This is a genomic window from Streptomyces massasporeus, from assembly GCF_014648995.1.
Lineage (GTDB): Bacteria > Actinomycetota > Actinomycetes > Streptomycetales > Streptomycetaceae > Streptomyces > Streptomyces massasporeus.
In genome coordinates this window covers 153,683-174,963 of sequence record NZ_BMSE01000007.1, presented here as the reverse complement: position 1 = coordinate 174,963, position 21,281 = coordinate 153,683, and the positions used below count along the sequence as shown (strand labels likewise).

Below are 21,281 nucleotides of genomic sequence, written 5' to 3'. Positions count from 1 at the left end.
CTTCCGCCAACCCGAAGGGCTCCGGCGCCTTGATACGGATCGAATCAGTCACCAAGCGCTATCCGGACGGCACGGTGGCTGTCGACCGGTTGTCCCTGGAAATACCCGACCGCTCGATCACCGTCCTCGTCGGACCCTCGGGCTGCGGCAAGACGACCACCCTGCGGATGATCAACAGGATGGTCGAACCGAGTGAGGGAACGATCCTCCTCGACGGCGAGGACATCCAGCGCCGCCCCGTCACCACCCTGCGCCGGTCCATGGGTTACGTCATCCAGAACGCCGGCCTCTTCCAGCACCGCACGATCCTCGACAACATCGCCACCGTGCCCCGCGTACTCGGCTGGGGCAAGCAGAAGGCCCGGGCCCGGGCGGCCGAGCTGATGGAGCGCGTCGGCCTCGACGCCGCACTCGCCAAGCGGTACCCGTACCAGCTCTCCGGCGGCCAGCAGCAGCGCGTCGGCGTGGCCCGGGCACTCGCCGCCGACCCGCCCGTACTGCTCATGGACGAACCGTTCTCCGCGGTCGACCCGGTGGTGCGCAAGGGACTCCAGGACGAACTGCTGCGCATCCAGGACGAGTTGGGCAAGACCATCGTCTTCGTCACCCACGACATCGACGAGGCGATCAAACTCGGCACGATGGTCGCCGTGATGCGCGAGGGCGGTCACCTCGCCCAGTACGCGCCCCCGGCCGAGCTGCTGTCCAACCCCGCCGACGCCTTCGTCGAGGACTTCCTCGGAGCCGACCGAGGCATCCGGCGGCTGTCGTTCTTCCCCTCCGCCGAACTCCCGCTGACGACCGGCCCGGTGATCCCGGTGGACGCCACCGCCGAGCAGATCACCGCCGCGGGCGCCGCCTGGCTCCTGGTGACCGACGCCGGGGGACGGCCCCTCGGCTGGGCCGAGCCGGACGACCTGACGGCGGGCGACATCGACCCCGGCCGGCTCCGGCCGCACGGCCGGCCCTTCGTCCCCGGCACCGACTCCCTGCGGGCCGCCCTCGACTGCGCCGTGCTCTCCCCGTCCGGCTGGGCCGTCGCGGTGGACGACAGCGGCCGGGTGACCGGTGTGGTCGCGCAGCAGACCATCGGCGAGGCCATCCGCAGCGCCCATGCCGCCGGCCACGCCGACGTGGCCGAGGTCGCGTCGTGAACGGCTTCTTCGACATCCCGAGCGACCTCCAGCACAGCTACGCCGGCCTGATCGGACTGCATCTGCGCGAGGCCCTGCTGCCCGTCCTGGCCGGGCTGCTGCTCGCCCTGCCGCTCGCCCAGCTCTGTGTCCGCTTCCGCTGGCTGTACCCGCCGGTGCTCGGCGCGACCACCATCCTCTACGCCGTCCCGTCGCTGGCCTTCTTCGTGGTCCTCATCGACTACACCGGGCAGACCGAGCTGACCGTGATGATCCCCTTGGCCGTGTACAGCCTCGTGGTGCTCGTCCCGGCCATCGTCGACGGGGTGCGGTCCGTGCCGCAGGAGACCCTGGCCGCGGCCACCGCCATGGGCTTCGGACCCGTACGCCGTTACGCGCAGGTGCAGTTGCCGATCGCCGTGCCCGCCATCATCGCCGGGCTCCGGGTCGCCACCGTCTCCAGCATCTCCCTGGTCAGCGTCGGCACCCTCATCGGCAACCAGGGCGCCCTCGGCAACCTGCTCGCCGACGCGCAGAAGTACGACCGCCCCGAGCTGGCCGTGAACTCCGTGATCACGACGGCCGTCCTGGCCATCCTGTGCGACGCCCTGCTGGTGCTGCTCCGCGTCGTGCTGACCCCGTGGATGCCCAACGGCACCCGCAGGCGCCCCAAGCCGAGCACGCGGCAGCAGCTGCCCGCCCCCCAGGACGTGACCCGGTGAACGTACTGAACTTCGTCAACGCCTTCTTCAGCGACAGCGCCCACTGGCACGGCTACGACGGCATTCCGCAACGCCTGCTCGAACACGTCCAGTACTCGGCCCTGGCCCTGGCCCTCGCCGCCGCCATCGGCCTGCCCGTCGGCCTGCTCACCGGGCACACCGGGAAGGGCGGCAACACCCTCGCGTTCATCGCCACCGCCGCCCGCGCGCTGCCCAGTTTCGGCCTGCTGGTGCTGATCGTCATCATGATGGGCTTCGGCCTGCTGCCCGTGATGATCCCCCTCGTCATCCTGGCCGTACCGCCGATCCTGGTGACCACCTACGAGGCCGTCCGCACCGTCGACCCCTCCCCGGTGGACGCCGCGCGCGGCATGGGCATGCACGAGTCGCGGATCCTCTTCCAGGTCGAACTGCCGGTCGCGCTGCCGCTGATCCTGAGCGGTCTGCGCTCGGCGGCCATCCAGATCGTGTCGACGGCCACCATCGCCGCGTACGTCAGCCTGGGCGGCCTCGGCCGGTACATCGTCGACGGGCTCTACCAGCGGAACTACGAGAAGGTGGTCGGCGGCGCCACCCTGGTGGCCGTCCTTGCCCTCGTCACGCTGGCGCTGTTCTGGGTGGCGGGCCGGGTGGCCGTGTCGCCGGGAGTGCGCAGACGCTGAGACCGCACTGACGCCGAGACCCGGCGCCGGGTCTGTGACAAACCGTGACCAGCACGCTCTTGACTGATCACAAAGCAGCTGGATTGGATCGTTGAATGACTTTCACCGCAAAGAGCAGCAGGTCCAGGACGAGGCACACCAGCGCGGCGGCCGTCGCGCTCACCGCCGCTGCGGCGCTGCTCGCGGGCTGTTCGTCCGGCGACTCCTCCGACAACCCCCTGGCCGGCGAGAAGGCGAAGGCCGGCACCGTCGTCGTCGGCTCCAACAACTTCGCCGAGAGCACCCTGCTCGCCGACATCTACGGCGAGGCACTCAAGGCCAAGGGCCTCAAGGTCTCGTACAAGCACAACATAGGCAGCCGTGAGACGACCTACGGGCTGATGAAGAACGGCTCCGTCACCGTGCTGCCGGAGTACAACGGTTCGCTGCTGGCCTACCTGGACCCCAAGGCCGAGCAGAAGTCCGCCGAGGCGGTGAACGCGGCCGTCAAGGCCAAGCTGGACAAGAAGCTGACCCTGCTCCAGTCGTCGCCGGCCGAGGACAAGGACTCGGTCAGCGTCAACGCCGAGACCGCGAAGAAGTACAAGCTCACCTCCTCCTCCACCCTCGCGGACCTCAAGGAGGCCGCCCCGGACCTGGTGATCGGCGGTTCCCCCGAGTTCCAGACCCGGCAGCAGGGCCTCAAGGGCCTGAAGTCCGTGTACGGCCTGGAGTTCAAGTCCTTCAAGGCCCTCGACGCGGGCGGCCCGCTGACCCAGGCGGCGCTGACCAGGAACACCGTCCAGGCCGCGGACATCTTCACCACGGACCCGACCATCGTGAAGGAGAAGTTCGTCGTCCTGAAGGACCCGGAGAACCTCTTCGGGTTCGCCAACGTGACGCCGCTGGTCAACAAGAGCGGACTCCCGCAGAAGGGCGTCGACGCACTCGACGCGGTCTCCGCCAAGCTGGACACCAAGACGCTCCTGGAACTCGACGCGCAGGTGCAGCTGGAGAAGAAGGACCCGCTGGACGTGGCGACGGCGTGGCTGAAGTCGGCGGGCCTGAACTGACGGGCCGCTGACCACCGTACCCGGGCGGCGGGAACCGCCCGGGCCGGTACTCCCGGCGGCCGGCCCCTACGCCTGCACCGCCGACCCGATCAGCTGGTCGATCAGGGCGATCAGCACGTCCCGGCACGACTCCCGGTCCCGGGCGTCGCACAACAGCACCCGCACGTGCTCCGGCACCGCGAGCGCCTCCCGGATGTCCTCCGGCGGGTACGGGTGTTCGCCGTGGAAGCCGTTGACCCCGACGACGAACGGGATGCCCCGGCGCTCGAAGAAGTCGATCGCCGCGAAGCTGGACTCGGGCCGGCGGACATCGACCAGGACCACCGCGCCGAGCGCGCCGAGCGCCAGGTCGTTCCACATGAACCAGAACCGCTGCTGCCCCGGCGTGCCGAACAGGTAGAGCACCAGTTCCCGGCTGATGGTGATCCGGCCGAAGTCCAGGGCCACGGTGGTGGCCCGCTTCTCCTCGATGCCGTCGAGGTCGTCGACCCCCAGACCGGCCATGGTCAGGGGTTCCTCGGTGCGCAGCGGGACGATCTCGCTGACCGACCCGACCATGGTGGTCTTGCCGACGCCGAAGCCCCCGGCGATGAGGATCTTGACCGTGTCGGGTGCCGAAGACGCGTCAGTGGCAAGGTCAGAGCCGGCCAAGGCCGTCCCTCACTTTCTGCAGCAGGTCCAGGTCCGGAGTGGTGCGGGAGACGAGGCGCGGCGGGCGGACGGTGATGCGGCCCGCCTCCAGCAGGTCGCACAGCAGGATGACGACCACACTCACCGGCAGGTCGAGCCGGGCGGCCAGCTCCGCCACGGCGAGCGGCTCCGCGCACAGCCGGAGGATCCGGGAGTGCTCGGGCTGGCACCGGGCCGCCGTGACGGGCTGCGGATCGACCGCCGTGACCGTCGAGATGAGCGTGAAGTCGGCGCGGCTGGGCCGGGTCCGGCCGCCGGTCAGAGCGAACGGCCTGACGAGCCGCCCCGCCGCATCACCTACGTCCACCTCACACGCCGGGATCGACGACGGGGCCGGCCATGCCCCGCGGTGCCGCGCTCAGGTGCTCGCCGATCTTCTTGACCAGCATGTTCATCTGGTACGCCACCACCCCGACGTCCGCGCCCGGCCCGGTCAGCACGACCAGATGCGCACCGGGACCGGCGGAGGTCAGGATCAGATAGCTGTTGGCCATCTCGATGAGCGCCTGGCGCACCGGACCGCCCCGGAAGTCCATGCTGACGCCCTTGCTGAGGCTCATCAGCCCGGACGCGGTCGCCGCGAGCCGCTCGGCGTCGTCGCGCAGGAAGCCGGTGGACTTGCTGACCACCAGGCCGTCCTCGGAGAGCACCACGGCCTGGTTCACGTCGGCGACGCGCTCCACGAGACCGGTCAGCAGCTGGTCGAGCTGGGTGTGCGTGGCGGGGATGGGGCGTGTCATGGGGGTGTCCTTCGTCAGCGGTCGGCGGGCGGAGTCGAGGGGACGGGGCCGGCGGCCTGCCGGGGTACGGCGGCCACCTCCTCGCCGTGGGGCGGCTCGGCGTCGTCGTCACGGGCCCGGAGCGTGCCGCGCTGGAAGCCGGCCAGGGAGGACGCGGCGGCCTCCGCGGTGAAGTCGTCGAGCGAGCCGTCGTCCTCGGCGGGTGCGGACTCCTCGCGCAACTCCTCCACCAGGCTGGTCTGCGGCACCCGGCGGGGGAGCGGGGCGAGACCGTCCCGGCGGGGGACGACCTCGCGCGGGGCGGACGGGACGGCGGAGGCGGTGCGGGCCGTGACGAGGGGCCGGGGCTCGCGGGCGGACCCGGCGGCGCGTACGCCTTCCCCGTCGGTTCCCCCTCCGGTCGTCCCCCGCGCGTCGGCGGGCTGCGGCGACCCGCCCGGCTCGGCGTCCCGCGCACCCCGTCCGTCCACCGCCACCAGCCCGTCCTCCGGGGTGTCACCGTCCTTCGCCCCGCCGTCCCCGCTCTCCCGCACCACGATCTCGTGCGGGATCAGCACGATCGCCGTGGTCCCGCCGTACGGCGACGAGCGCAGGGTGACGGCGATGCTGTGCCGGTGGGCCAACTGGGCGATCACGAACATGCCGAGGCGCAGGTCGTCGGCGAGCGCCACCACGTCGAACTGCGGGGGCACCGCCAGCTGTTCGTTGAAGGACGCGTAGTCCTCCTCCGACATGCCGAGGCCGCGGTCCTCGACCTCGACGGCCAGGCCCTTGGCCACCATCCCGGCCCGTACCGTGACGGGGCTCGGGGCGGGGGAGTAGGCGGTCGCGTTGTCGATGAGCTCGGCCAGCAGGTGGATGACGTCGGCGACCGCGGGCGGCGCGACGTACACCTCCTCCTCGGTGAGCACCTCCACCCGCTGGTACTCGGCGACCTCCCCGACCGCGCTGCGCAGGATGTCCATGAGGGCGACCGGCTCGGCCCAGCTGCGGCCGGGCCGTTCACCGCTGACGATGACGAGGTTCTCCTCGTAGCGGCGCAACTGGCTGGCCGTGGAGTCCAGTTCGTACAGGCCCTTGAGGATGTCGGGGTCGGTGTGCTCGCGCTCCAGCGTGTCGAGCTTGCTCAGCTGGAGGTTGACCAGGTTCTGGCTCTGCCGGGCTATGCCCAGGATGATCTTCTGGAAGCCGCGCCGGGTGTCGGCGAGTTCGACCGCGGTGTGCACGGCCGTGCGCTGGGCGGTGTTGAACGCCCGGGCCACCTGGCCGAGTTCGTCGTGGCCGTAGTCCAGCTCGGGCGTCGCCGACTCCGGGTCGACCGTCTCGCCCCGGTCCAGCCGTGCCACCACGTCGGGCAGCCGCTCCTGCGCGAGGCTGACGGCGGCCCGGCGCAGACCGCGCAGCCGCCGGGACAGCGAGCGGGTGATGCGCCACGACATGCCCACGCACAGCAGCAGCGCGAGCAGCCCGCCGGCGCTCAGCAGCGCCGCCTTGAGCAGCAGGGCGTCAGCCTTGTCGGCACTGCGCTCCAGCAGCCCCGCCGTCTGCCGCTCGATGAGGCCCGTGTACTGCTGGGACAGCGTGTCCATGGCGGCGGACCACTGCTTCTGCGCGTCCGGCAGGGCGATCCGGTCGGCGGAGGCGCTCGCGTTGCGCGAGGCGAGCACCTGGTCCTCGACGGACTGCAGCGTCTGCCACTCGCGGCTCGCCAGGATCCGCTCGGTCTGCGCCTTGGCGTCGCCCGTCAGCTGCGGCACGACCTGGTCCTGGACCAGCCAGCGCCGGGTGTTCACCAGCTCCGTGAACTGCGTCCACGCCTTGTCGTCCAGGTGCCCGGTCGGCCAGGCCAGCGTCAGTTGCGCATCCTCCCGGGACACCAGCTCCGCCGCGTGCTCGAGACCGACCAGCGGACCGGCCTGCGAGGTGAGGTCACCGTCGTCGACCTGGGACAGCTCCTGGAAGGCGTGGATCTGGTCGTCGATGATCGACGAGTACTGGTCCAGCGCCTGCTGCGCGGTGATGTCGGTCGGGTTGTCCACCTGGTCCCGGTAGTACTCCAGGCTGCCCACCGAGCCCAGCACCGAGTACAGCCGGTCGGATATGCGGGAGGGCGCCTTCTCGATCGCGTCCGCCTGCCCGACCAGCTTGGCGACCGCCTTGTCGGTCTGTGCGCGCTGCGTGTCGAGGGCGGCCCGCGAGCCCTTCGGAGTGGCCAGCCAGGCGGCCGACAGGCTGCGCTCCCGCTGCAGCGCCAGCGTCGCGTCGGTGCCCATGGCACCGGTCGACCGGCTGAGGTCCGTCTGGTCGCGCAGCCTGAGGCCCTCCGAGAACATCTGGATCGTCGTCACGCCCCACATCGCGGCGAGGGTGACGCTGGGCACGAGGGCCAGGAGCACCAGGGAGAGGCGTATGGAACCGAGACGGCGCCGGGCACCTGTCCGTCGAGACATCGTCGTCCTAGGGCGATCAGCGGGGGGTGAGGAGCGGGGAGGCGGAGCGGTCGGGGGGTGTGGGGGACGGGCGCGGGGGTGGTGCCGTCCCCGGCACGGCACATGGGATGGGCAGGATGTTATCCGTACAAGTGGGGGTGCGGACCGGGCCTGACCGAATCTTTGGCGACACCGTCACAGGAAGCGTCCGGTCACCGGGTTCCGGCGGCCGCGAACCGCGCCACGGCCGACACGTTCGACCTCGTCACGAAGGCGGGTCCGGTGAGCACCGGAGCCGTTCCGCCGCCGCTGACGTTGCCGTTGGTCCGGTACAGCCACAGGGCGTCCACCGCGAGGTAGCCCTGCAGATACGGCTGCTGGTCCACGGCGAACTGCACGTCGCCGTCCCTGACCGCCTCGACCAGGTCCTTGTTCAGGTCGAAGGTGGCGACCTTCGCCCGGCTGCCGGACTGCCGCACGGCCTCGACCGCGCTCAGCGCGAACTGGGCGCCGTTGGTGACGACCTCGTCGATGCTCGAGTCCTGCCGCAGCCGGGAGGCGATCGTGGCGGTCACCGCGTCCGGGTCGGTGCCGTCCACGTACAGGTTGTCGGTGTCGCCGCGGAAGGTCTTGCGCACCCCCGCGCAGCGGGCCTCCAGCGCGACGTTGCCCCGCTCGTGCACCACGCACAGGGCGTGCTCGGCCTTGAGGCCGTCCAGCTTGTCGCCGACGGCGCGGCCCGCGACGGACTCGTCCTGGCCGAAGTACTCCAGGAGCCCGGTCGGGCGCCAGGCGTCGATGCCGGAGTTGAGCCCGACGACGGGAATGCCGGCCGCCTTGGCCTGGGCGACCGGACCGCGCATCGCCGCCGGCTTGGCCAGGGTCACCGCGATGCCGTCGGCCTTGGCGCGGACCGCGTCCCGCACCAGATCGGCCTGCGCGGCCGGGTCCGCGTCACCGACGTACGTCAGGTCGACGCCGTCCTTGGCGGCCGCCGCCTCGGCGCCCCTGCGCACCAGGTCCCAGAAGGCGTCGCCCTGGCCGCCGTGCGTCACCAGGGTGACCTTCATCCCGCCGCCGGACCCGCCCGCCGCGTCCGCCGCGTCGTCGGCGGCCCCGAACACGGAGCAGCCGGACACCAACAGGCACAGGGCAAAGGCCAGCGCCGCGACACGGGTGCGTCTCACGGAGGTGTGCGGCGGGGGAGGAGTGTTCATGAGGGGCGGACCTCGCTGTGCGGCCGAGCAAGAGCAGGGTGAGAGTGCAGGCGGGGCCGCAGGGTGCACCGGACGCATGACTCTCGCTGGCCCGGAGCCAACCGTGTGTGACCACCGGTCGTCAAGTGAGCAGCCACATGCCGTGAGTTGACGCTGCCGCATCGTGATGATCTGTCCGGCCGGTCGAACGGCGGGTGGCTGCGGATGCTCTCACCTCGACTTTCCATACCGTCCGTGCGGTTCGGCCACTCCGAACGGGACCGGCCTGACGGCGGAGGGAATCGCTTGCTGTTGAGCCCTTCGGGCCCGCCTGGACTGGGGCGGCGCGCCGCCCCAGCCCGTCAGCCCGTCAGAACCGGCAGCGACCGATGGCCGTGCGAGATGAAGGAGTCCACCGGCGGCAGCTTTTCCCCCGGCACGGCGAGAGCCAGGCCGGGGAACCGTTCGAAGAGCGCGGGCAGGGCCACCCGTGCCTCCAGCCGGCCGAGCGGGGCGCCCAGGCAATGGTGGACGCCGTAGCCGAAGGCCAGATGATCCTTCGAAGCCCGGGTGACGTCGAAGACGGCGGCGTCCGGGCCGTGCTGCTCCGGGTCGCGTCCTGCGGCGGCGTACGCGGCGAGGATCGCCTCTCCCTTGCGGATCACCGCGCCGTCCGGCCCGCCCAGTTCACCGAGGGGCAGGTCCTCGACCGCGTACCGCAGCGGCAGGCTGGCCACCGGCGCCTCGGCCCGCAGCGTCTCCTCGACGACGTCGTCCCAGGAGGCCTGCCCACCGAGGACGTGCGCGAGCTGGGCGGGGTGGCCGAGCAGCGCGTGGACGGCGTTGTCGAGCAGGTTGACCGTCGTCTCGTGACCGGCGCTGATGACCAGCATCAGCGTGTCGAGCAGCTCCTGCTCGCTGAGCCGTGTGCCGCCGCCCTCCTCGCGGGCCGAGATCAGCGCGGAGGTCAGGTCGTCACCGGGCGCCGCCCGTTTCGCGGCGACCAGTTCGCCGAGGACGGCGTAGAACCGGGCGTAGATGTCGGCGACCTCGGCCGGGTCGGCCGAGGTGTGGAAGACGCCGTCCACCACGGCCCGCAGCTCGGCGCCCAACTCCTCCGGCAGCCCGAGCAGTTCGCCGATGACCTGGATGGGCAGCGGATAGCAGAACTCCTCCCGCAGATCGACCGCGTGGCCGTCGGCCCCCGCCTTGGCGACGCGGTCGAGGAGCGCCGCGGTGATCTCCTCGATCCGAGGGCGCAGCGCGGCGGTGCGGCGGGCGGTGAATGCCTTGGAGACGAGGGTGCGCAGGCGTTTGTGCTCGGTGCCGTACGCCGTGAACATGTTCCGCACCGCGACCCAGGTGTACAGCGGCCAGTCCGGTGAGACCTCGCCGTCGATCCAGCGCTGCCAGTGCCGGCGTGGGTCCTTCGACACCCGCGGGTCGGTGAGCAGCCGCTTCAGAAGCGGTGCGCTGCTGACCGCCCAGGCCGGGACACCGTGGGGGAGTTCGACGGGGGTGACGGGTCCGCGCTCACGGATCCGTGCGGCCTCGCCGTGGATGTCGCGGCCGGTCGGGTCGATCACGATCGGGCGGCTGAACTCCATCGGACTCTCCCTGGGCTGACGGCTGTTCGCGGACTGCGCGTACGCCCGGCGGGGCGGGGGCGCGACACGTCCAGCCAAGTGGCCGCGGCCGGGCCGCGCCAGGGGGTCGAGGGGTACTGGCCTGATTCAGGCGGTCCGGCCGGCCTCCCGCTCCAGCGGCTGTGGAACGGCCTTGGCGGCCTGGGCCTCATTCCGGCGCCGCCTGCGGCTGACGCGGGGTTCCTGGTCCGGGAGCCAGCCGAAGGCGAGGCAGCTGCCGACCACGCCCAGGAGCAGGCCGATGAAGAAACCGCCCAGGTTGGAGGTCAGCCAAGTGCCCAGGGAGACCAGTACCCCGATGACCGAGTAGAACAGGCGCTGGGCGGGGTTGAAGAGGATCAGCACGCCGCACAGCAGCATCACGACCGGCAGCAGATAGCCGGCCAGACCCTGCATGCCGACGTGCAGGATGACGTCCAGCGACGCCTTCAGCGTGAGCAGGACCTCGACCCCGCCGAGGGCGAGCAGCAGCCCGCCCCAGAACGGACGGCCGGCCCGCCACTGTCGGAAGGCGGGCCGGACTCCCTCGCGCGGACCGCGCGGCATCAGCAACCCGATCCGCTGAAGCCCAGCTTCAGACCCGGCAGCTTGAACACGCCGGCGGTCGTGGCGTAGTTGGTCTGCCGCAGGTTGGCGATGTGCACGGTGTCGGACTGCTGGCTGAACACGCCCTTCGGTCCGCGGCCGTTCGGCCCGGCCTTGTCGAGCGTGCTGGCGTCGTTGCCGATCTCGATGTTGTTGAACGCGGCATCGCCGGTCAGCTCGGTCGAGTCGGTCGTCAGGTCGCTGGCGCGGACCTTCTGCGATCCCTCACCCGCCCTGATGACCAGGTTCGTGCCGCCCAGGTCCACGCTCTGGCACAGCTTGGAGAGCGTGGCGTTCTTGATGACGGAGGTGACGACCAGCACCTGACCGCCGGTGTCACCCGCGTTGGGGCTGCCCTCGGCCATCTCGTCCAGGCCGCCGAACTGTGCGAAGCCGGTGCCGTCCAGCTCGGTCGCGGTGACCGTGAACGGCATGCCGGAGATGGCGAACTGCACGCCCAGCGCTCCTTGGGCGGTGAGGACGGCGAGGCCCGCGGCGGCCAGGGTGGCCGGCACCGCCATCACCGCGGCCCGGCGTGCCCGGACCCGCCCGCGTCGCGCGGGAGCGGCACTGGCGTCCGGGGCGGCGGCGCCGTCCGGTCTTTCGGGGGTGTGCTCGGCGGAGGAGGTCATGTCGGCTCCAGGTGCATGTCGGTGCGGATCGGACTTCGGTGGCACGTTGCCCTGGCGCGGACATCGACCGCGTGCGTACGTCTCCCGCAACTCCCGGCGGTTGCAAGGGCTTTCTCGTTACGCCGCAGTAGCCATCGGTGAAGTTACCGGCGGTTACATGAAGGGTCAAGGGAAGTGTGAACAAAGGGTGTTCATTGTGCGCCGCTGGTGAGTCGCCACTCTCCCGAAAGGCTCAGCTCGCGCACAACTCCCTTGCGAAGCCTTGACGTTGACGGAGGCGCAGGTCTACAACTCTCCTCGTCCCACCGGATCCGTGGCGCCGGATCCGCCACGCGGCACGTCCACGTGTCCCGGACCCGCCCGTCCCGGTACGGGTATCTCGTCGCCCGGTGCGCCCGCACGGGCTTTCCACGCCCGAGTCCCCCCCGCGCGGCATGGCCGCCTTCCCCGGAGCCGTGCCACCAGCCACCCCCCGCCCGGCCCGGCCGGAGGCCCCTTCCCGTGTGAGCCTCCGGCCGGTTCCGGCCTGCCGTTGCCGGCCCGTCACGTACGGAGAAGGCGTGACGAGCCGGCGACGGCGGACGCCCGGCGCACCCCCCACCCCCTCACCCCCCCCGCTATGGAAAGAGGTACACCCGCATGCGTACGCGCACCCTCCTCACCCTCACCGTCGCCGTCGCCGCCCTGGGCCTCGCCGCCCCTGCCTCCGCGGCCGACACCCCCGTCCTGACCACCACCGACGGCGCGGCCGTCGCGGTCGGCGACGTCCTCGACGCGTCCCTGGCGAGCGGCACCGCCGCCACCTTCTACTCCAGCGCGACCGGCACCAGCGGCATCTCCTGCACCACGTCGGCGTTCTCCGCCACCGTCACCGACAACCCGGCCGCCCCCGGCACCGCCACCGAGACCCTGACCAAGCACAGTTTCGACACCAGCGGCTGTACCACCAACGTCGTCGGGGTGCTCGGCGTCAGCGGCATCACCGTCGACAACCTGCCCTACACCACCAGCGTGTCCTCCGGCGGCACCGTCTCCGTGACCCCGGCGGCGGGCTCCACCGTCCAGTCCACGGTCAAGCTGCGCACCCTGCTCGGCACCATCACCTGCGTCTACCAGGCCCCCGGCCTGAGCGGCACGGCGAGCAACGCCGACAACAGCATCTCCTTCGCCAACCAGCAGTTCACCAAGGTGTCCGGCTCGTCGCTCTGCTTCGCCAACGCCTTCTTCACCGCCAAGTACGCCCCGGTGACCAAGGGCGGCCTCGCCGTCAACGTCAACTAGTCGCTGAAGCGCGGTAGTTCAACGTCGCCGTAGTCGTACGGCCAGGGCGGCGCCGCCGGTGAGCAACAGCACCGCCGCGGCGCCGCCCGCCAGCACGGGCGCGGACGGGCCGGAGGCCGGACCGGACGTACTGGCCAGGGGCGTCTCGTCGCCACCCCGAGGCCGCGGGCCGGGGGAGTCGTCCACGGCAGCGCTCGCCGCCGGCTCCTCCTTCTCCGCCTCGGCCTTCTGCCCGGGCTTCTTCTGCTCGGGCTCCTTCTCCTTCTTCCGCTCGGGCTCCTTCTCCTCGGGCTGCTCCTGCTTCGCCTCCGGGAACACCACGTCCGAGCACGAGTAATAGGTGTCCGGCGTGCTGCTGTTCTGCCAGACCGTGTACAGCACATGCCGACCGCTCCGGTCGGACGGCAGCGTGATCCGGATCCGGTACGCGCCGCCCGTCAGGGCCGGGTCCGTCACCGTGGCGAACGGCTTCTCTGGCAGGTCGGACCAGTTCAGTGGCCCCGCCGGGTCGTAGCCGGGCTTCGTCAGATACATCCGGAACGTGCCGGTGTGCGGGATCGTCGAGACGTACCGCATCGTCAGCGTCGTGCCGGGCGTCATCCGGGTCGACGGCCAGTCGGCGCGGGCGAGATCGAGGCCGCGGTAGGCGGGCAGCCCCCCGCTGCACAGCTTCCCGTCCGGGACGACCTCCCGGTCCCGGCCGTCGACGTTCGCCACCCGCAGGTTGTCCCACGCCGTGAAGGGCGCGCCGTTCGCGCCGACGGCCGCACGGCACGCGGCTGTGCCCGCGCGCTCACCTCCCTCCGGGGAACAGGCCACCACCCGGCTCACCGGGTCCGTCGGGGCCCCGTGCGCCCGCGCCGGCCCCGCCGCCCACAGCGGCAGCAGCACGGGGGTCACGAGGGCGGCCGCGAGTGCGGCGCGGTGTGCGGTCGTACGGGGCATCCGGCTGCTCTCCTCGGCCCGGGGCGGCACGTTCGGTAGTGCAGTACGGGAAATCGGCCCGACGCGTTCATCACGCCACGACCTGCTCGAAAAGGGGCCATTGAGCGCTCAACTGCCCACCATAGAGGGTGCCGTTCCAGCCGGATCGAGGGTTTCCCCCGTATCCCGCTGACCTTCCCTTTGCCTATCGTTCGAGCACTGCTGACCCACAGGTAACCCCGGAAGGGTCCGCTTCTGCCCCACGCCTGGCCGGCCATCGCGTCGCTCTTCGCTTTTCGAACCACCCCCCTGCGCTTCGACGACGAAGCGAGTCCACCGCCGCTCCGTGCAGCCCGGAGTCCGGCCACGAAAGGCAACGACCGTGCGTACCTCCCCAGAGCTCAGACGGAAGCTGATATCCGTCGCCGCAGTCTCCGCCGCCCTGCTGACCGCGGTCCCCGCCTCGGTCGCCGTCGCCCAGGAGGCCGCCCCCCGCCCGGCCGCCGTGCCGGCCGCGCAGACCGAAGCCGCCCCCGGCATCCAGGCCGAGCGCCTCATCGTCGGCTACAAGTCCGGCGCCACCGAGGCCAAGTCCAACAAGGCGGCGGCCGCCGACGCCGAGTCCAAGGCCGAGAAGACCGGCGAGGACGTCGACTTCCAGCGCCGCCTCGGCACCGGCGCCGCCCTCGTCGAGCTGGGCACCAACCCCACCCGTGCCTCCGTCTCCGACGTCGTCGCCCAGTACAAGGCCGACCCGCAGGTCGCCTACGTCGTCCCGGACCGCCTGAACAAGCCGACGGCCGTCACCCCGAACGACACCGAGTACAGCAAGCAGTGGGACCTGTTCGAGTCGACCGCGGGCATGAACGTCCCCGGCGCCTGGGACACCACCACCGGCAGCGGCGTGACCGTCGCCGTCATCGACACCGGCTACGTCACCCACTCCGACCTGGCCGCGAACATCGTCGGCGGCTACGACTTCATCTCCGACACCGCCGTCTCCGTCGACGGCAACGGCCGTGACAGCAACCCGGCCGACCCGGGCGACTGGTACAACGACAACGAGTGCGGCCAGGGCATCGCCGCCTCCGGCTCCTCCTGGCACGGCACCCACGTGGCCGGCACCATCGCCGCCGCCACCAACAACGGCAAGGGTGTCGCCGGTATCGCCTACGGCGCGAAGATCTCCCCGGTCCGCGTCCTCGGCAAGTGCGGCGGCTACGACTCCGACATCATCGACGCCATCACCTGGGCGTCCGGCGGCACCGTCTCCGGCGTGCCCGCCAACACCAACGTCGCCAAGGTCATCAACATGAGCCTCGGCGGGGGCGGCGCCTGCTCCACCGCGACCCAGAGCGCCATCAACGGCGCCGTGAACCGCGGCACCTCGGTCGTCGTCGCGGCCGGCAACGAGAACCAGAACGTTTCCAACGCCTCCCCGGCGAACTGCAACAACGTCATCGCGGTCGCCGCGACCAACCGCGCCGGCAGCCGGGCCTCCTACTCCAACTACGGCTCGCTCGTCGACATCGCCGCCCCCGGCGGTGAGACCCGCACCTCCACCGCCAACGGCATCCTCTCCACGCTGAACTCCGGCACGAAGACGCCGTCGAGCGAGAACTACGCCTACTACCAGGGCACCAGCATGGCCACCCCGCACGTCGCGGGCCTCGCCGCCCTGATGAAGTCGGCCAACTCCGCCCTCACCCCGGCGCAGATCGAGTCGGCCATCAAGGCCAACGCCCGTGCCCTGCCCGGCACCTGCTCGGGCGGCTGCGGCGCGGGCCTCGCGGACGCCGCCAAGGCGGTCCAGGCCGTGAAGGGCGGCACGTCCACCGGCACGACGTTCTCCAGCACCGCCGCCGTCGCCATCCCGGACAACGGCGCCGCGATCGAGTCGCCGATCAGCGTCACCGGCCGCAGCGGCAACGCCCCCTCGGCCCTCCAGGTCGGCGTCGACATCACCCACACCTACCGTGGCGACCTCGTCATCGACCTGGTCGCGCCGGACGGGTCGACGTACCGCCTGAAGTCCGCCGCGTCGGACTCCGCCGACAACGTGAACACCACCTACACGGTGAACGCCTCCGGCGAGGCGGCCAAAGGCACCTGGAAGCTGCGCGTCCAGGACACCGCGGCCCAGGACACGGGCACGCTCAACGGCTGGAAGCTGACCTTCTGATCCTCCTTCGGGAACGCTGAACGAGGCAGGCCACAAGACGGGCGGGCCGGCCGGTGCGGATGGGGCACCGGCCGGCCCGCCTTTACGTCTGGCCCCACATCCCCCACAGTTAGATACCGAACGCGCTGTTTTCTTTCACCAGTCGCGCTTGTTATGCCGGATGTGCACCCGCACTCCGGCACACTGGTGTGATGAGCGCCGTCTCAGGGTGAGTTATCGTGTACGGGGGGTAAAAACAAACGGCATGACCCGTTCATTTCCGTCCCGGGAGAGTTCAGCCGATGGCGAGGCAGTTGCGAGCCGAGCAGACCCGCTCGACGATCATCACGGCCGCCGCTGACCTGTTCGACCGTCGCGGCTACGAATCGACCAGTCTCAGCGACATCGTGGAACACGCGCACGTCACCAAGGGCGCCCTGTACTTCCACTTCGCGGCGAAGGAGGATCTCGCCCACGCGATCCTCGAACTCCAGTCGCACACCGCCCGCCGGCTGGCGACGGAGACCGACAACCGCGGCCACACCTCCTTCGAGGCCCTGATGCGCCTCACGTTCGGCATCACCCGCATGTCCGTCGAGGATCCGGTGCTGCGGGCCGGCCTGCGGCTCGCCACCGGCGGGATCCGGCCACGGCCGCCCCTGAGCCACCCGTTCACCGAGTGGCTGGACATCGTCACGGCCCGGCTCGTCGGCGCGGTCAAGGAGTCCGACGTCCACCCGGACATCGATATCGACGTCGTGGCCCACTCGTTGGTCTGCTTCTTCGTCGGCACCCGCGTCGTGGGCCGCTCCCGCGAGCCGGTCGCACGCCAGCCCCGCCGGACGGCCGAGATGTGGAACATACTCATCCGCGGCCTGGTCCCGGTGACCCGCCGGGCCCGCTATCTGAGCCTGGCGGCGCGTCTGGAGCGGGAGATCGCCCCCGTGTGACCGGAGAGCGGGCGGCTCGGCCCGTGCGAGGGGCACGCGCGTTACGGTGTGGCCCATGCCCGACACCCCCTCCGCGCCCCTGCTCCTCGGCAACCAGCCGGGCTCCTTCCCCCACAGTGTGCTGGCCGAGCGGCACCCCGCGATCATCAAGCAGGTCCGCGAGGCCTTCCCGTACGAACCCGCGCAGCACCGCGCCCTGGACGAACTGCTCGCCGAGTGCACCGAGGGCGAGATCGAGCCCCTCCCCGCCGATGCGCACGACCGGGACCTCTGGGAGACCTGGGGGCTGCGCGAATACACCGGCCTCTCCTGGTTCGACGTGCCGTGGCTCTGGTCCGAGAGCTGGTTCTACCGCCGACTGCTCCAGGCCGTGGGCTACTTCGGCCCGGGCCCCTGGCAGGGCCTCGACCCCTTCCGCCCCTTCAAGCTCGCCGAACTCGACTCCGCCGAGACCGGCGAGGAACTCGCCGCCCTCGACGACCTCGCCGCCCGGCCCGCCGCCGAACAGGCCCAGGCCCTGCTGCACGGCTCACTCTGGGGCAACCGGGCCGACCTCGGCTTCCGCCTCTCCGCCGAAGGCGCACGGGCCGCGGACGCCGCGCCCGGCCTGGTCGCCGACGACAGCGACCGGCTCTGGTCCCTGCTCGACACCACCGGGCCGGGGACCGGCACTCTGTGCCTGGTCGCCGACAACGCGGGCCGCGAACTCGTCCCCGACCTCCTCCTCATCGCCCACCTCCTGCGCGGCGGCCGCATCGGACGGGCGGTCCTGCACGTCAAGCCGTACCCCTACTACGTCTCCGACGCCACCACCGCCGACGTCGTCGACGCCCTGCGCCGGCTGACCGGCGCCGGGGGAGCGGCCGCCGCGTACGGCGGGCAGCTGTGGTCCGCCCTCGCCGACGGCCGCCTCACACTGCGCGCCCACCCCTTCTCCAGCGCCCCGCTGCCCTACGAGGAGATGCCCGGCGACCTGCGCGCCGCGTTCGCCTCGGCCACCCTCACGATCGTGAAGGGTGACCTCAACTACCGCCGCCTGGTCGGCGACCGGCTGTGGGCCCCGACCACGCCGTTCGCCGACGTCACCGCCCACTTCCCCGGCCCGGTCGCCGCCCTGCGCACCCTGAAGTCCGACGTGATCACCGGCCTCGACGCGCAGACCGAGGCCGCCTTGGACGCGACGGAGGGCCGGCGCTGGCGCACCAGCGGTACGCACGCGCTGATCCAGGTGAGGGTCCCCGGCTAGGGCAAGTCATCCCCACCACGCCTGCGTTCACGTTCGATTCACGCGATGGTGTGATCATGTCCCGCCCCGCGGATGCCGCCGCGGGGCGCCGGGTAGGGCCCGGCCATGACGCAGCCGTTCGAACTCCCGCACTTCTACCTGCCGCACCCCGCGCGGCTGAACCCGCATGTCGACGAGGCCCGGGCCCATTCGACCGCGTGGGCGCGCGAGATGGGCATGCTGGAGGGCTCCGGCGTCTGGGAGCAAACCGACCTGGACGCGCACGACTACGGCCTGCTGTGCGCCTACACCCACCCCGACTGCGACGGCCCCGCCCTGTCCCTCATCACCGACTGGTACGTGTGGGTCTTCTTCTTCGACGACCACTTCCTCGAGATGTACAAGCGCAACCCGGACCGCATCGCCGGCAAGGCGCACCTGGACCGGCTGCCGCTGTTCATGCCGCTGGACCTGTCGGCGCCCGTGCCGGAGCCGCAGAACCCGGTCGAGGCGGGCCTCGCCGACCTGTGGGCGCGCACGGTGCCGGTGATGTCCGAGGGCTGGCGCCGCCGCTTCGCCGTGGCCACCGAGCACCTCCTCAACGAGTCGATGTGGGAGCTGTCCAACATCAACGAGGGGCGGATCGCCAACCCCGTCGAGTACATCGAGATGCGCCGCAAGGTCGGCGGCGCCCCCTGGTCCGCGGGGCTCGTGGAGTACGCGACCGCCGAAGTGCCCACCGCCGTCGCCGGGACCAGGCCGCTCAGGGTGCTGATGGAGACGTTCTCCGACGCCGTGCACCTGCGCAACGACCTGTTCTCCTACCAGCGCGAGGTCGAGGACGAGGGGGAGAACAGCAACGGCGTACTCGTCCTGGAGACCTTCTTCGGCTGCACCACCCAGGAGGCCGCCGACACCGTCAACGACGTCCTCACCTCCCGTCTCCACCAGTTCGAGCACACGGCGTTCACGGAAGTGCCCGCGGTGGCCCTGGAGAAGGGGCTCAGGCCGGACGAGATCGCGGCCGTGGCGGCGTACACGAAGGGACTGCAGGACTGGCAGTCCGGCGGCCACGAATGGCATCTGCGCTCCAGCCGCTACATGAACGAGAACGCGGTGCGCGGCGGGAGCCCCTGGCCGGGATGCACCGGCATCGGCACCTCGGCCGCCGACGTGCGCGCCCTGCTCGCGACGGCCGGAGCCATGGGGGCACCTCCCACGCCTTCAGGGCAGTGGGGGAGGCTGCGCTCCCACACGCACGTGCCGTACCAGAAGGTCGGGCCGTCGCGGATCCCCGACATCCGCATGCCGTTCCCGCTTCAGCTCAGCCCGCACGTGGACAGCGCCCGCCGCCGTCTGCGCGACTGGACGGAGCGCATGGGCATCCTCGCCGAGGGCGTCTGGGACGAGGACAAGCTCCGCGCCTACGACCTCGCCCTCTGCTCGGCCGGCCTCGACCCGGACGCCACACCCGAGGCCCTCGACCTCAGCGCGCAGTGGCTCGCCTGGGGCACCTACGGCGACGACTACTACCCCCTGGTCTACGGCCGCCGCCGCGATCTCGCCGCCGCCCGGCTGACCACGGCCCGCCTGTCCGACTGCATGCCGCTCGACGGCGCTCCGCCGCTCCCGGCCAACGCCATGGAGCGCGGTCTGGTCGACCTGTGGGTGCGCACCACCGCGGAGATGACGCCCGAGGCGCGGCACACGCTCAAGCACGCGGTGAACGTCATGACCGAGAGCTGGGTGTGGGAGCTGTCCAACCAGTTCCACCACCGCGTGCCCGACCCGGTCGACTACCTGGAGATGCGCAGGGCGACCTTCGGCTCCGAGCTCACCCTGAGCCTGTGCCGGATGGGACACGGCCCGGCCGTCCCGCCCGAGGTCTACCGCAGCGGCCCGGTCCGCTCCCTGGAGAACGCGGCGATGGACTTCGCGTGCCTCGTCAACGACGTCTTCTCGTACCAGAAGGAGATCGAGTTCGAGGGCGAGATCCACAACGCGATCCTCGTCGTGCAGACCTTCTTCGGCTGCGACTACCCGACCGGGCTCGGCATCGTGCACGACCTGATGAGTCAGCGCATGCGCCAGTTCGAGCATGTCGTCGAGCACGAACTGCCCGTCCTGTACGACGACTTCCAGCTCCCGAAGCAGGCGCGCGCCGCGATGGCGACGTACGTGGCGGACCTGCGGAACTGGATGTCCGGCATCCTCCACTGGCACCGCTCGGTGGACCGCTACAAGGCCGAGTGGCTGTCCCGCCGCACCCACGGCTTCCTCCCGGACCGCCCACCGGCCGCGCCCGTCCTCGCGCTGCGCTGAAGGGGCGATTTCCAGACGCCCTCGGCTACACCGTCGCCGAGGGCAGCCACGAGCACGTCATGGGGACGTTCGACGGTGCGCACGGCCGGTTCATGTACCACTGCCATCTGCTGGAGCACGAGGACATGGGCATGATGCGGTCGTTCGTCGTGATGCCCGCGCAGGTGCTGAGGTTCGACCACGGCGGGGCGCACGGGGGTCACGGGGAGGGCCACACCGGCTGATCCCTGACCGCGCCGGGCCCCGGTCAGTCTCACTCGTTCGTGGCTCGTCGGCCGACGGTGCGCCGGGTAGAGCACCTGCCGTGATCGTTCCGGGATCCGCCGGAGGCGATCGGCACCATCCGGAGGCGAGCCATGGAACAGACCGCGCTGCGACCCAAGCCGATGCCGGGACGGGAACCCGAGGGGGCCGCGCCGGTGACGGGGCCCGGCCCGTCGCGGCCCCGTCCGCACGCCGCGCGGCGACGTGGGCGGCGGCTCCTGAACGTCCTGCTCGCCGGGTTCGCCGGTGCGGTCCTGGTGCTCTCCGGGATCGGCCTCGGGGCGATGGGCACCGCGGTGCTCGGCAAGGGCGGGCGCTTCGACCCGCGAGGGTGGCAGCACACGCCCTCGCCGCCCGGCCCCACGCCCGCCGCCGCGGCACCCTCCGAGCCCGCCGCCGCGACGCTAGGGGTGCAGGTCATGGACGCCCGGAAGCCGGGGGCCGTGGTCGTGGGACTGCACGTCCCCGGGCCGGCGCAGGCCGCCGGTCTGGTGCGCGGCGACGTCCTCCTGGCCTTCGGCGCGACCCGGATCGACACCGCCGCCGATCTCGTCAGGGCCGTCGCCCGCGCCCGCCCGGGCTCCGAGGTCAGGCTGACGGTCCGCCACCGCAGCGGCGGCTACGAGCAGCTGACCCTCGTACCGGCCTTCGCCGCGTGAGGCGCGCC

19 protein-coding genes and 1 pseudogene are annotated in these 21,281 nt (G+C 71.5%); 11 read left to right on the top strand and 9 right to left on the bottom strand.

Annotated features, from left to right (window positions below):
• Window positions 1-29: 29 nt before the first annotated feature.
• From IE153_RS18200 to IE153_RS18185, 4 genes are all read left to right on the top strand, one after another.
• Complete coding sequence (locus IE153_RS18200; protein ID WP_189590838.1) at window positions 30-1,154, top strand: ABC transporter ATP-binding protein; 1,125 nt, start codon at window positions 30-32, stop codon at window positions 1,152-1,154.
• A complete protein-coding gene (locus IE153_RS18195; protein WP_189590732.1) occupies window positions 1,151-1,855 on the top strand; it encodes an ABC transporter permease in 705 nt (234 codons plus the stop codon). Before IE153_RS18200 ends, IE153_RS18195 begins: the two co-directional genes overlap by 4 nt.
• A complete protein-coding gene (locus IE153_RS18190) occupies window positions 1,852-2,517 on the top strand; it encodes an ABC transporter permease (protein ID WP_189590731.1) in 666 nt (221 codons plus the stop codon). Before IE153_RS18195 ends, IE153_RS18190 begins: the two co-directional genes overlap by 4 nt.
• 95 nt (window positions 2,518-2,612) lie before the next feature.
• Window positions 2,613-3,569, top strand: a complete 957-nt coding sequence (locus IE153_RS18185) for an ABC transporter substrate-binding protein (RefSeq protein WP_189590730.1) — start codon at window positions 2,613-2,615, stop codon at window positions 3,567-3,569.
• A 66-nt stretch (window positions 3,570-3,635) separates the two neighbouring features.
• Here the strand turns inward: IE153_RS18185 and IE153_RS18180 are convergent, their stop codons facing one another.
• The 8 genes from IE153_RS18180 to IE153_RS18145 all read right to left on the bottom strand — a co-directional run bounded on the left by IE153_RS18180 (window position 3,636) and on the right by IE153_RS18145 (window position 11,487).
• Entirely contained in the window at window positions 3,636-4,220 is a 585-nt protein-coding gene (locus IE153_RS18180; RefSeq protein ID WP_189590729.1) for a GTP-binding protein, read from the bottom strand.
• Window positions 4,207-4,566, bottom strand: a complete 360-nt coding sequence (locus IE153_RS18175) for a DUF742 domain-containing protein (RefSeq protein WP_189590728.1) — start codon at window positions 4,564-4,566, stop codon at window positions 4,207-4,209. Before IE153_RS18175 ends, IE153_RS18180 begins: the two co-directional genes overlap by 14 nt.
• A gap of 1 nt (window position 4,567) precedes the next feature.
• A complete protein-coding gene (locus IE153_RS18170) occupies window positions 4,568-4,999 on the bottom strand; it encodes a roadblock/LC7 domain-containing protein (protein ID WP_020271575.1) in 432 nt (143 codons plus the stop codon).
• Window positions 5,000-5,013: 14 nt separating this feature from the next.
• Window positions 5,014-7,449, bottom strand: coding sequence for a sensor histidine kinase (locus tag IE153_RS18165; RefSeq protein WP_189590727.1), 2,436 nt, complete (start codon window positions 7,447-7,449; stop codon window positions 5,014-5,016).
• A 191-nt stretch (window positions 7,450-7,640) separates the two neighbouring features.
• Entirely contained in the window at window positions 7,641-8,645 is a 1,005-nt protein-coding gene (locus IE153_RS18160) for a substrate-binding domain-containing protein (protein ID WP_189590726.1), read from the bottom strand.
• A gap of 341 nt (window positions 8,646-8,986) precedes the next feature.
• Entirely contained in the window at window positions 8,987-10,231 is a 1,245-nt protein-coding gene (locus IE153_RS18155) for a cytochrome P450 family protein (protein WP_189590725.1), read from the bottom strand.
• Window positions 10,232-10,357: 126 nt separating this feature from the next.
• Entirely contained in the window at window positions 10,358-10,816 is a 459-nt protein-coding gene (locus IE153_RS18150; RefSeq protein WP_189590724.1) for a DUF6114 domain-containing protein, read from the bottom strand.
• Window positions 10,816-11,487, bottom strand: coding sequence for a DUF6230 family protein (locus IE153_RS18145; protein WP_189590723.1), 672 nt, complete (start codon window positions 11,485-11,487; stop codon window positions 10,816-10,818). The genes IE153_RS18150 and IE153_RS18145 overlap by 1 nt, the downstream gene beginning before the upstream one ends.
• Before the next feature lie 639 nt (window positions 11,488-12,126).
• Between IE153_RS18145 and IE153_RS18140 the strand changes: the two genes are divergently transcribed.
• Window positions 12,127-12,768 (top strand): Tat pathway signal sequence domain protein, encoded by a 642-nt coding sequence (locus IE153_RS18140; RefSeq protein WP_189590722.1) that lies wholly within the window; start codon window positions 12,127-12,129, stop codon window positions 12,766-12,768.
• Window positions 12,769-12,786: 18 nt separating this feature from the next.
• On the opposite strand, the gene IE153_RS18135 is transcribed toward IE153_RS18140, so the two are convergent.
• Window positions 12,787-13,713, bottom strand: coding sequence for a lytic polysaccharide monooxygenase (locus IE153_RS18135; RefSeq protein WP_189590721.1), 927 nt, complete (start codon window positions 13,711-13,713; stop codon window positions 12,787-12,789).
• Between the two features lie 361 nt (window positions 13,714-14,074).
• Between IE153_RS18135 and IE153_RS18130 the strand changes: the two genes are divergently transcribed.
• The 6 genes and pseudogenes from IE153_RS18130 to IE153_RS18105 all read left to right on the top strand — a co-directional run bounded on the left by IE153_RS18130 (window position 14,075) and on the right by IE153_RS18105 (window position 21,273).
• Window positions 14,075-15,874: a S8 family peptidase gene (locus IE153_RS18130; protein WP_189590720.1), complete on the top strand. Its 1,800-nt coding sequence runs from the start codon at window positions 14,075-14,077 to the stop codon at window positions 15,872-15,874.
• A gap of 281 nt (window positions 15,875-16,155) precedes the next feature.
• Window positions 16,156-16,803 (top strand): ScbR family autoregulator-binding transcription factor, encoded by a 648-nt coding sequence (locus tag IE153_RS18125; RefSeq protein ID WP_031109855.1) that lies wholly within the window; start codon window positions 16,156-16,158, stop codon window positions 16,801-16,803.
• A gap of 55 nt (window positions 16,804-16,858) precedes the next feature.
• Window positions 16,859-18,049, top strand: a complete 1,191-nt coding sequence (locus tag IE153_RS18120) for a damage-control phosphatase ARMT1 family protein (protein ID WP_189590719.1) — start codon at window positions 16,859-16,861, stop codon at window positions 18,047-18,049.
• 105 nt (window positions 18,050-18,154) lie between these two features.
• Entirely contained in the window at window positions 18,155-20,350 is a 2,196-nt protein-coding gene (gene cyc2, locus IE153_RS18115) for a germacradienol/geosmin synthase Cyc2 (protein ID WP_189590718.1), read from the top strand.
• 56 nt (window positions 20,351-20,406) lie between these two features.
• Window positions 20,407-20,574, top strand: a pseudogene (locus tag IE153_RS18110) (multicopper oxidase domain-containing protein); the annotation flags it as partial.
• Between the two features lie 132 nt (window positions 20,575-20,706).
• Window positions 20,707-21,273 (top strand): PDZ domain-containing protein, encoded by a 567-nt coding sequence (locus IE153_RS18105; RefSeq protein ID WP_189590717.1) that lies wholly within the window; start codon window positions 20,707-20,709, stop codon window positions 21,271-21,273.
• The last annotated feature ends 8 nt before the right edge of the window (window positions 21,274-21,281 follow it).

Bases quoted from the DNA above. Each gene is read 5' to 3' on its own strand.
- IE153_RS18185 (WP_189590730.1), top strand. From the start codon at position 2,613: ATGACTTTCACCGCAAAGAGCAGCAGGTCCAGGACGAGGCACACCAGC.
- IE153_RS18170 (WP_020271575.1), bottom strand. From the start codon at position 4,999: ATGACACGCCCCATCCCCGCCACGCACACCCAGCTCGACCAGCTGCTG.
- IE153_RS18165 (WP_189590727.1), bottom strand. From the start codon at position 7,449: ATGTCTCGACGGACAGGTGCCCGGCGCCGTCTCGGTTCCATACGCCTC.
- IE153_RS18160 (WP_189590726.1), bottom strand. From the start codon at position 8,645: ATGAACACTCCTCCCCCGCCGCACACCTCCGTGAGACGCACCCGTGTC.
- IE153_RS18155 (WP_189590725.1), bottom strand. From the start codon at position 10,231: ATGGAGTTCAGCCGCCCGATCGTGATCGACCCGACCGGCCGCGACATC.
- IE153_RS18150 (WP_189590724.1), bottom strand. From the start codon at position 10,816: ATGCCGCGCGGTCCGCGCGAGGGAGTCCGGCCCGCCTTCCGACAGTGG.
- IE153_RS18145 (WP_189590723.1), bottom strand. From the start codon at position 11,487: ATGACCTCCTCCGCCGAGCACACCCCCGAAAGACCGGACGGCGCCGCC.
- IE153_RS18140 (WP_189590722.1), top strand. From the start codon at position 12,127: ATGCGTACGCGCACCCTCCTCACCCTCACCGTCGCCGTCGCCGCCCTG.
- IE153_RS18135 (WP_189590721.1), bottom strand. From the start codon at position 13,713: ATGCCCCGTACGACCGCACACCGCGCCGCACTCGCGGCCGCCCTCGTG.
- IE153_RS18125 (WP_031109855.1), top strand. From the start codon at position 16,156: ATGGCGAGGCAGTTGCGAGCCGAGCAGACCCGCTCGACGATCATCACG.
- IE153_RS18120 (WP_189590719.1), top strand. From the start codon at position 16,859: ATGCCCGACACCCCCTCCGCGCCCCTGCTCCTCGGCAACCAGCCGGGC.
- cyc2 (WP_189590718.1), top strand. From the start codon at position 18,155: ATGACGCAGCCGTTCGAACTCCCGCACTTCTACCTGCCGCACCCCGCG.
- IE153_RS18105 (WP_189590717.1), top strand. From the start codon at position 20,707: ATGGAACAGACCGCGCTGCGACCCAAGCCGATGCCGGGACGGGAACCC.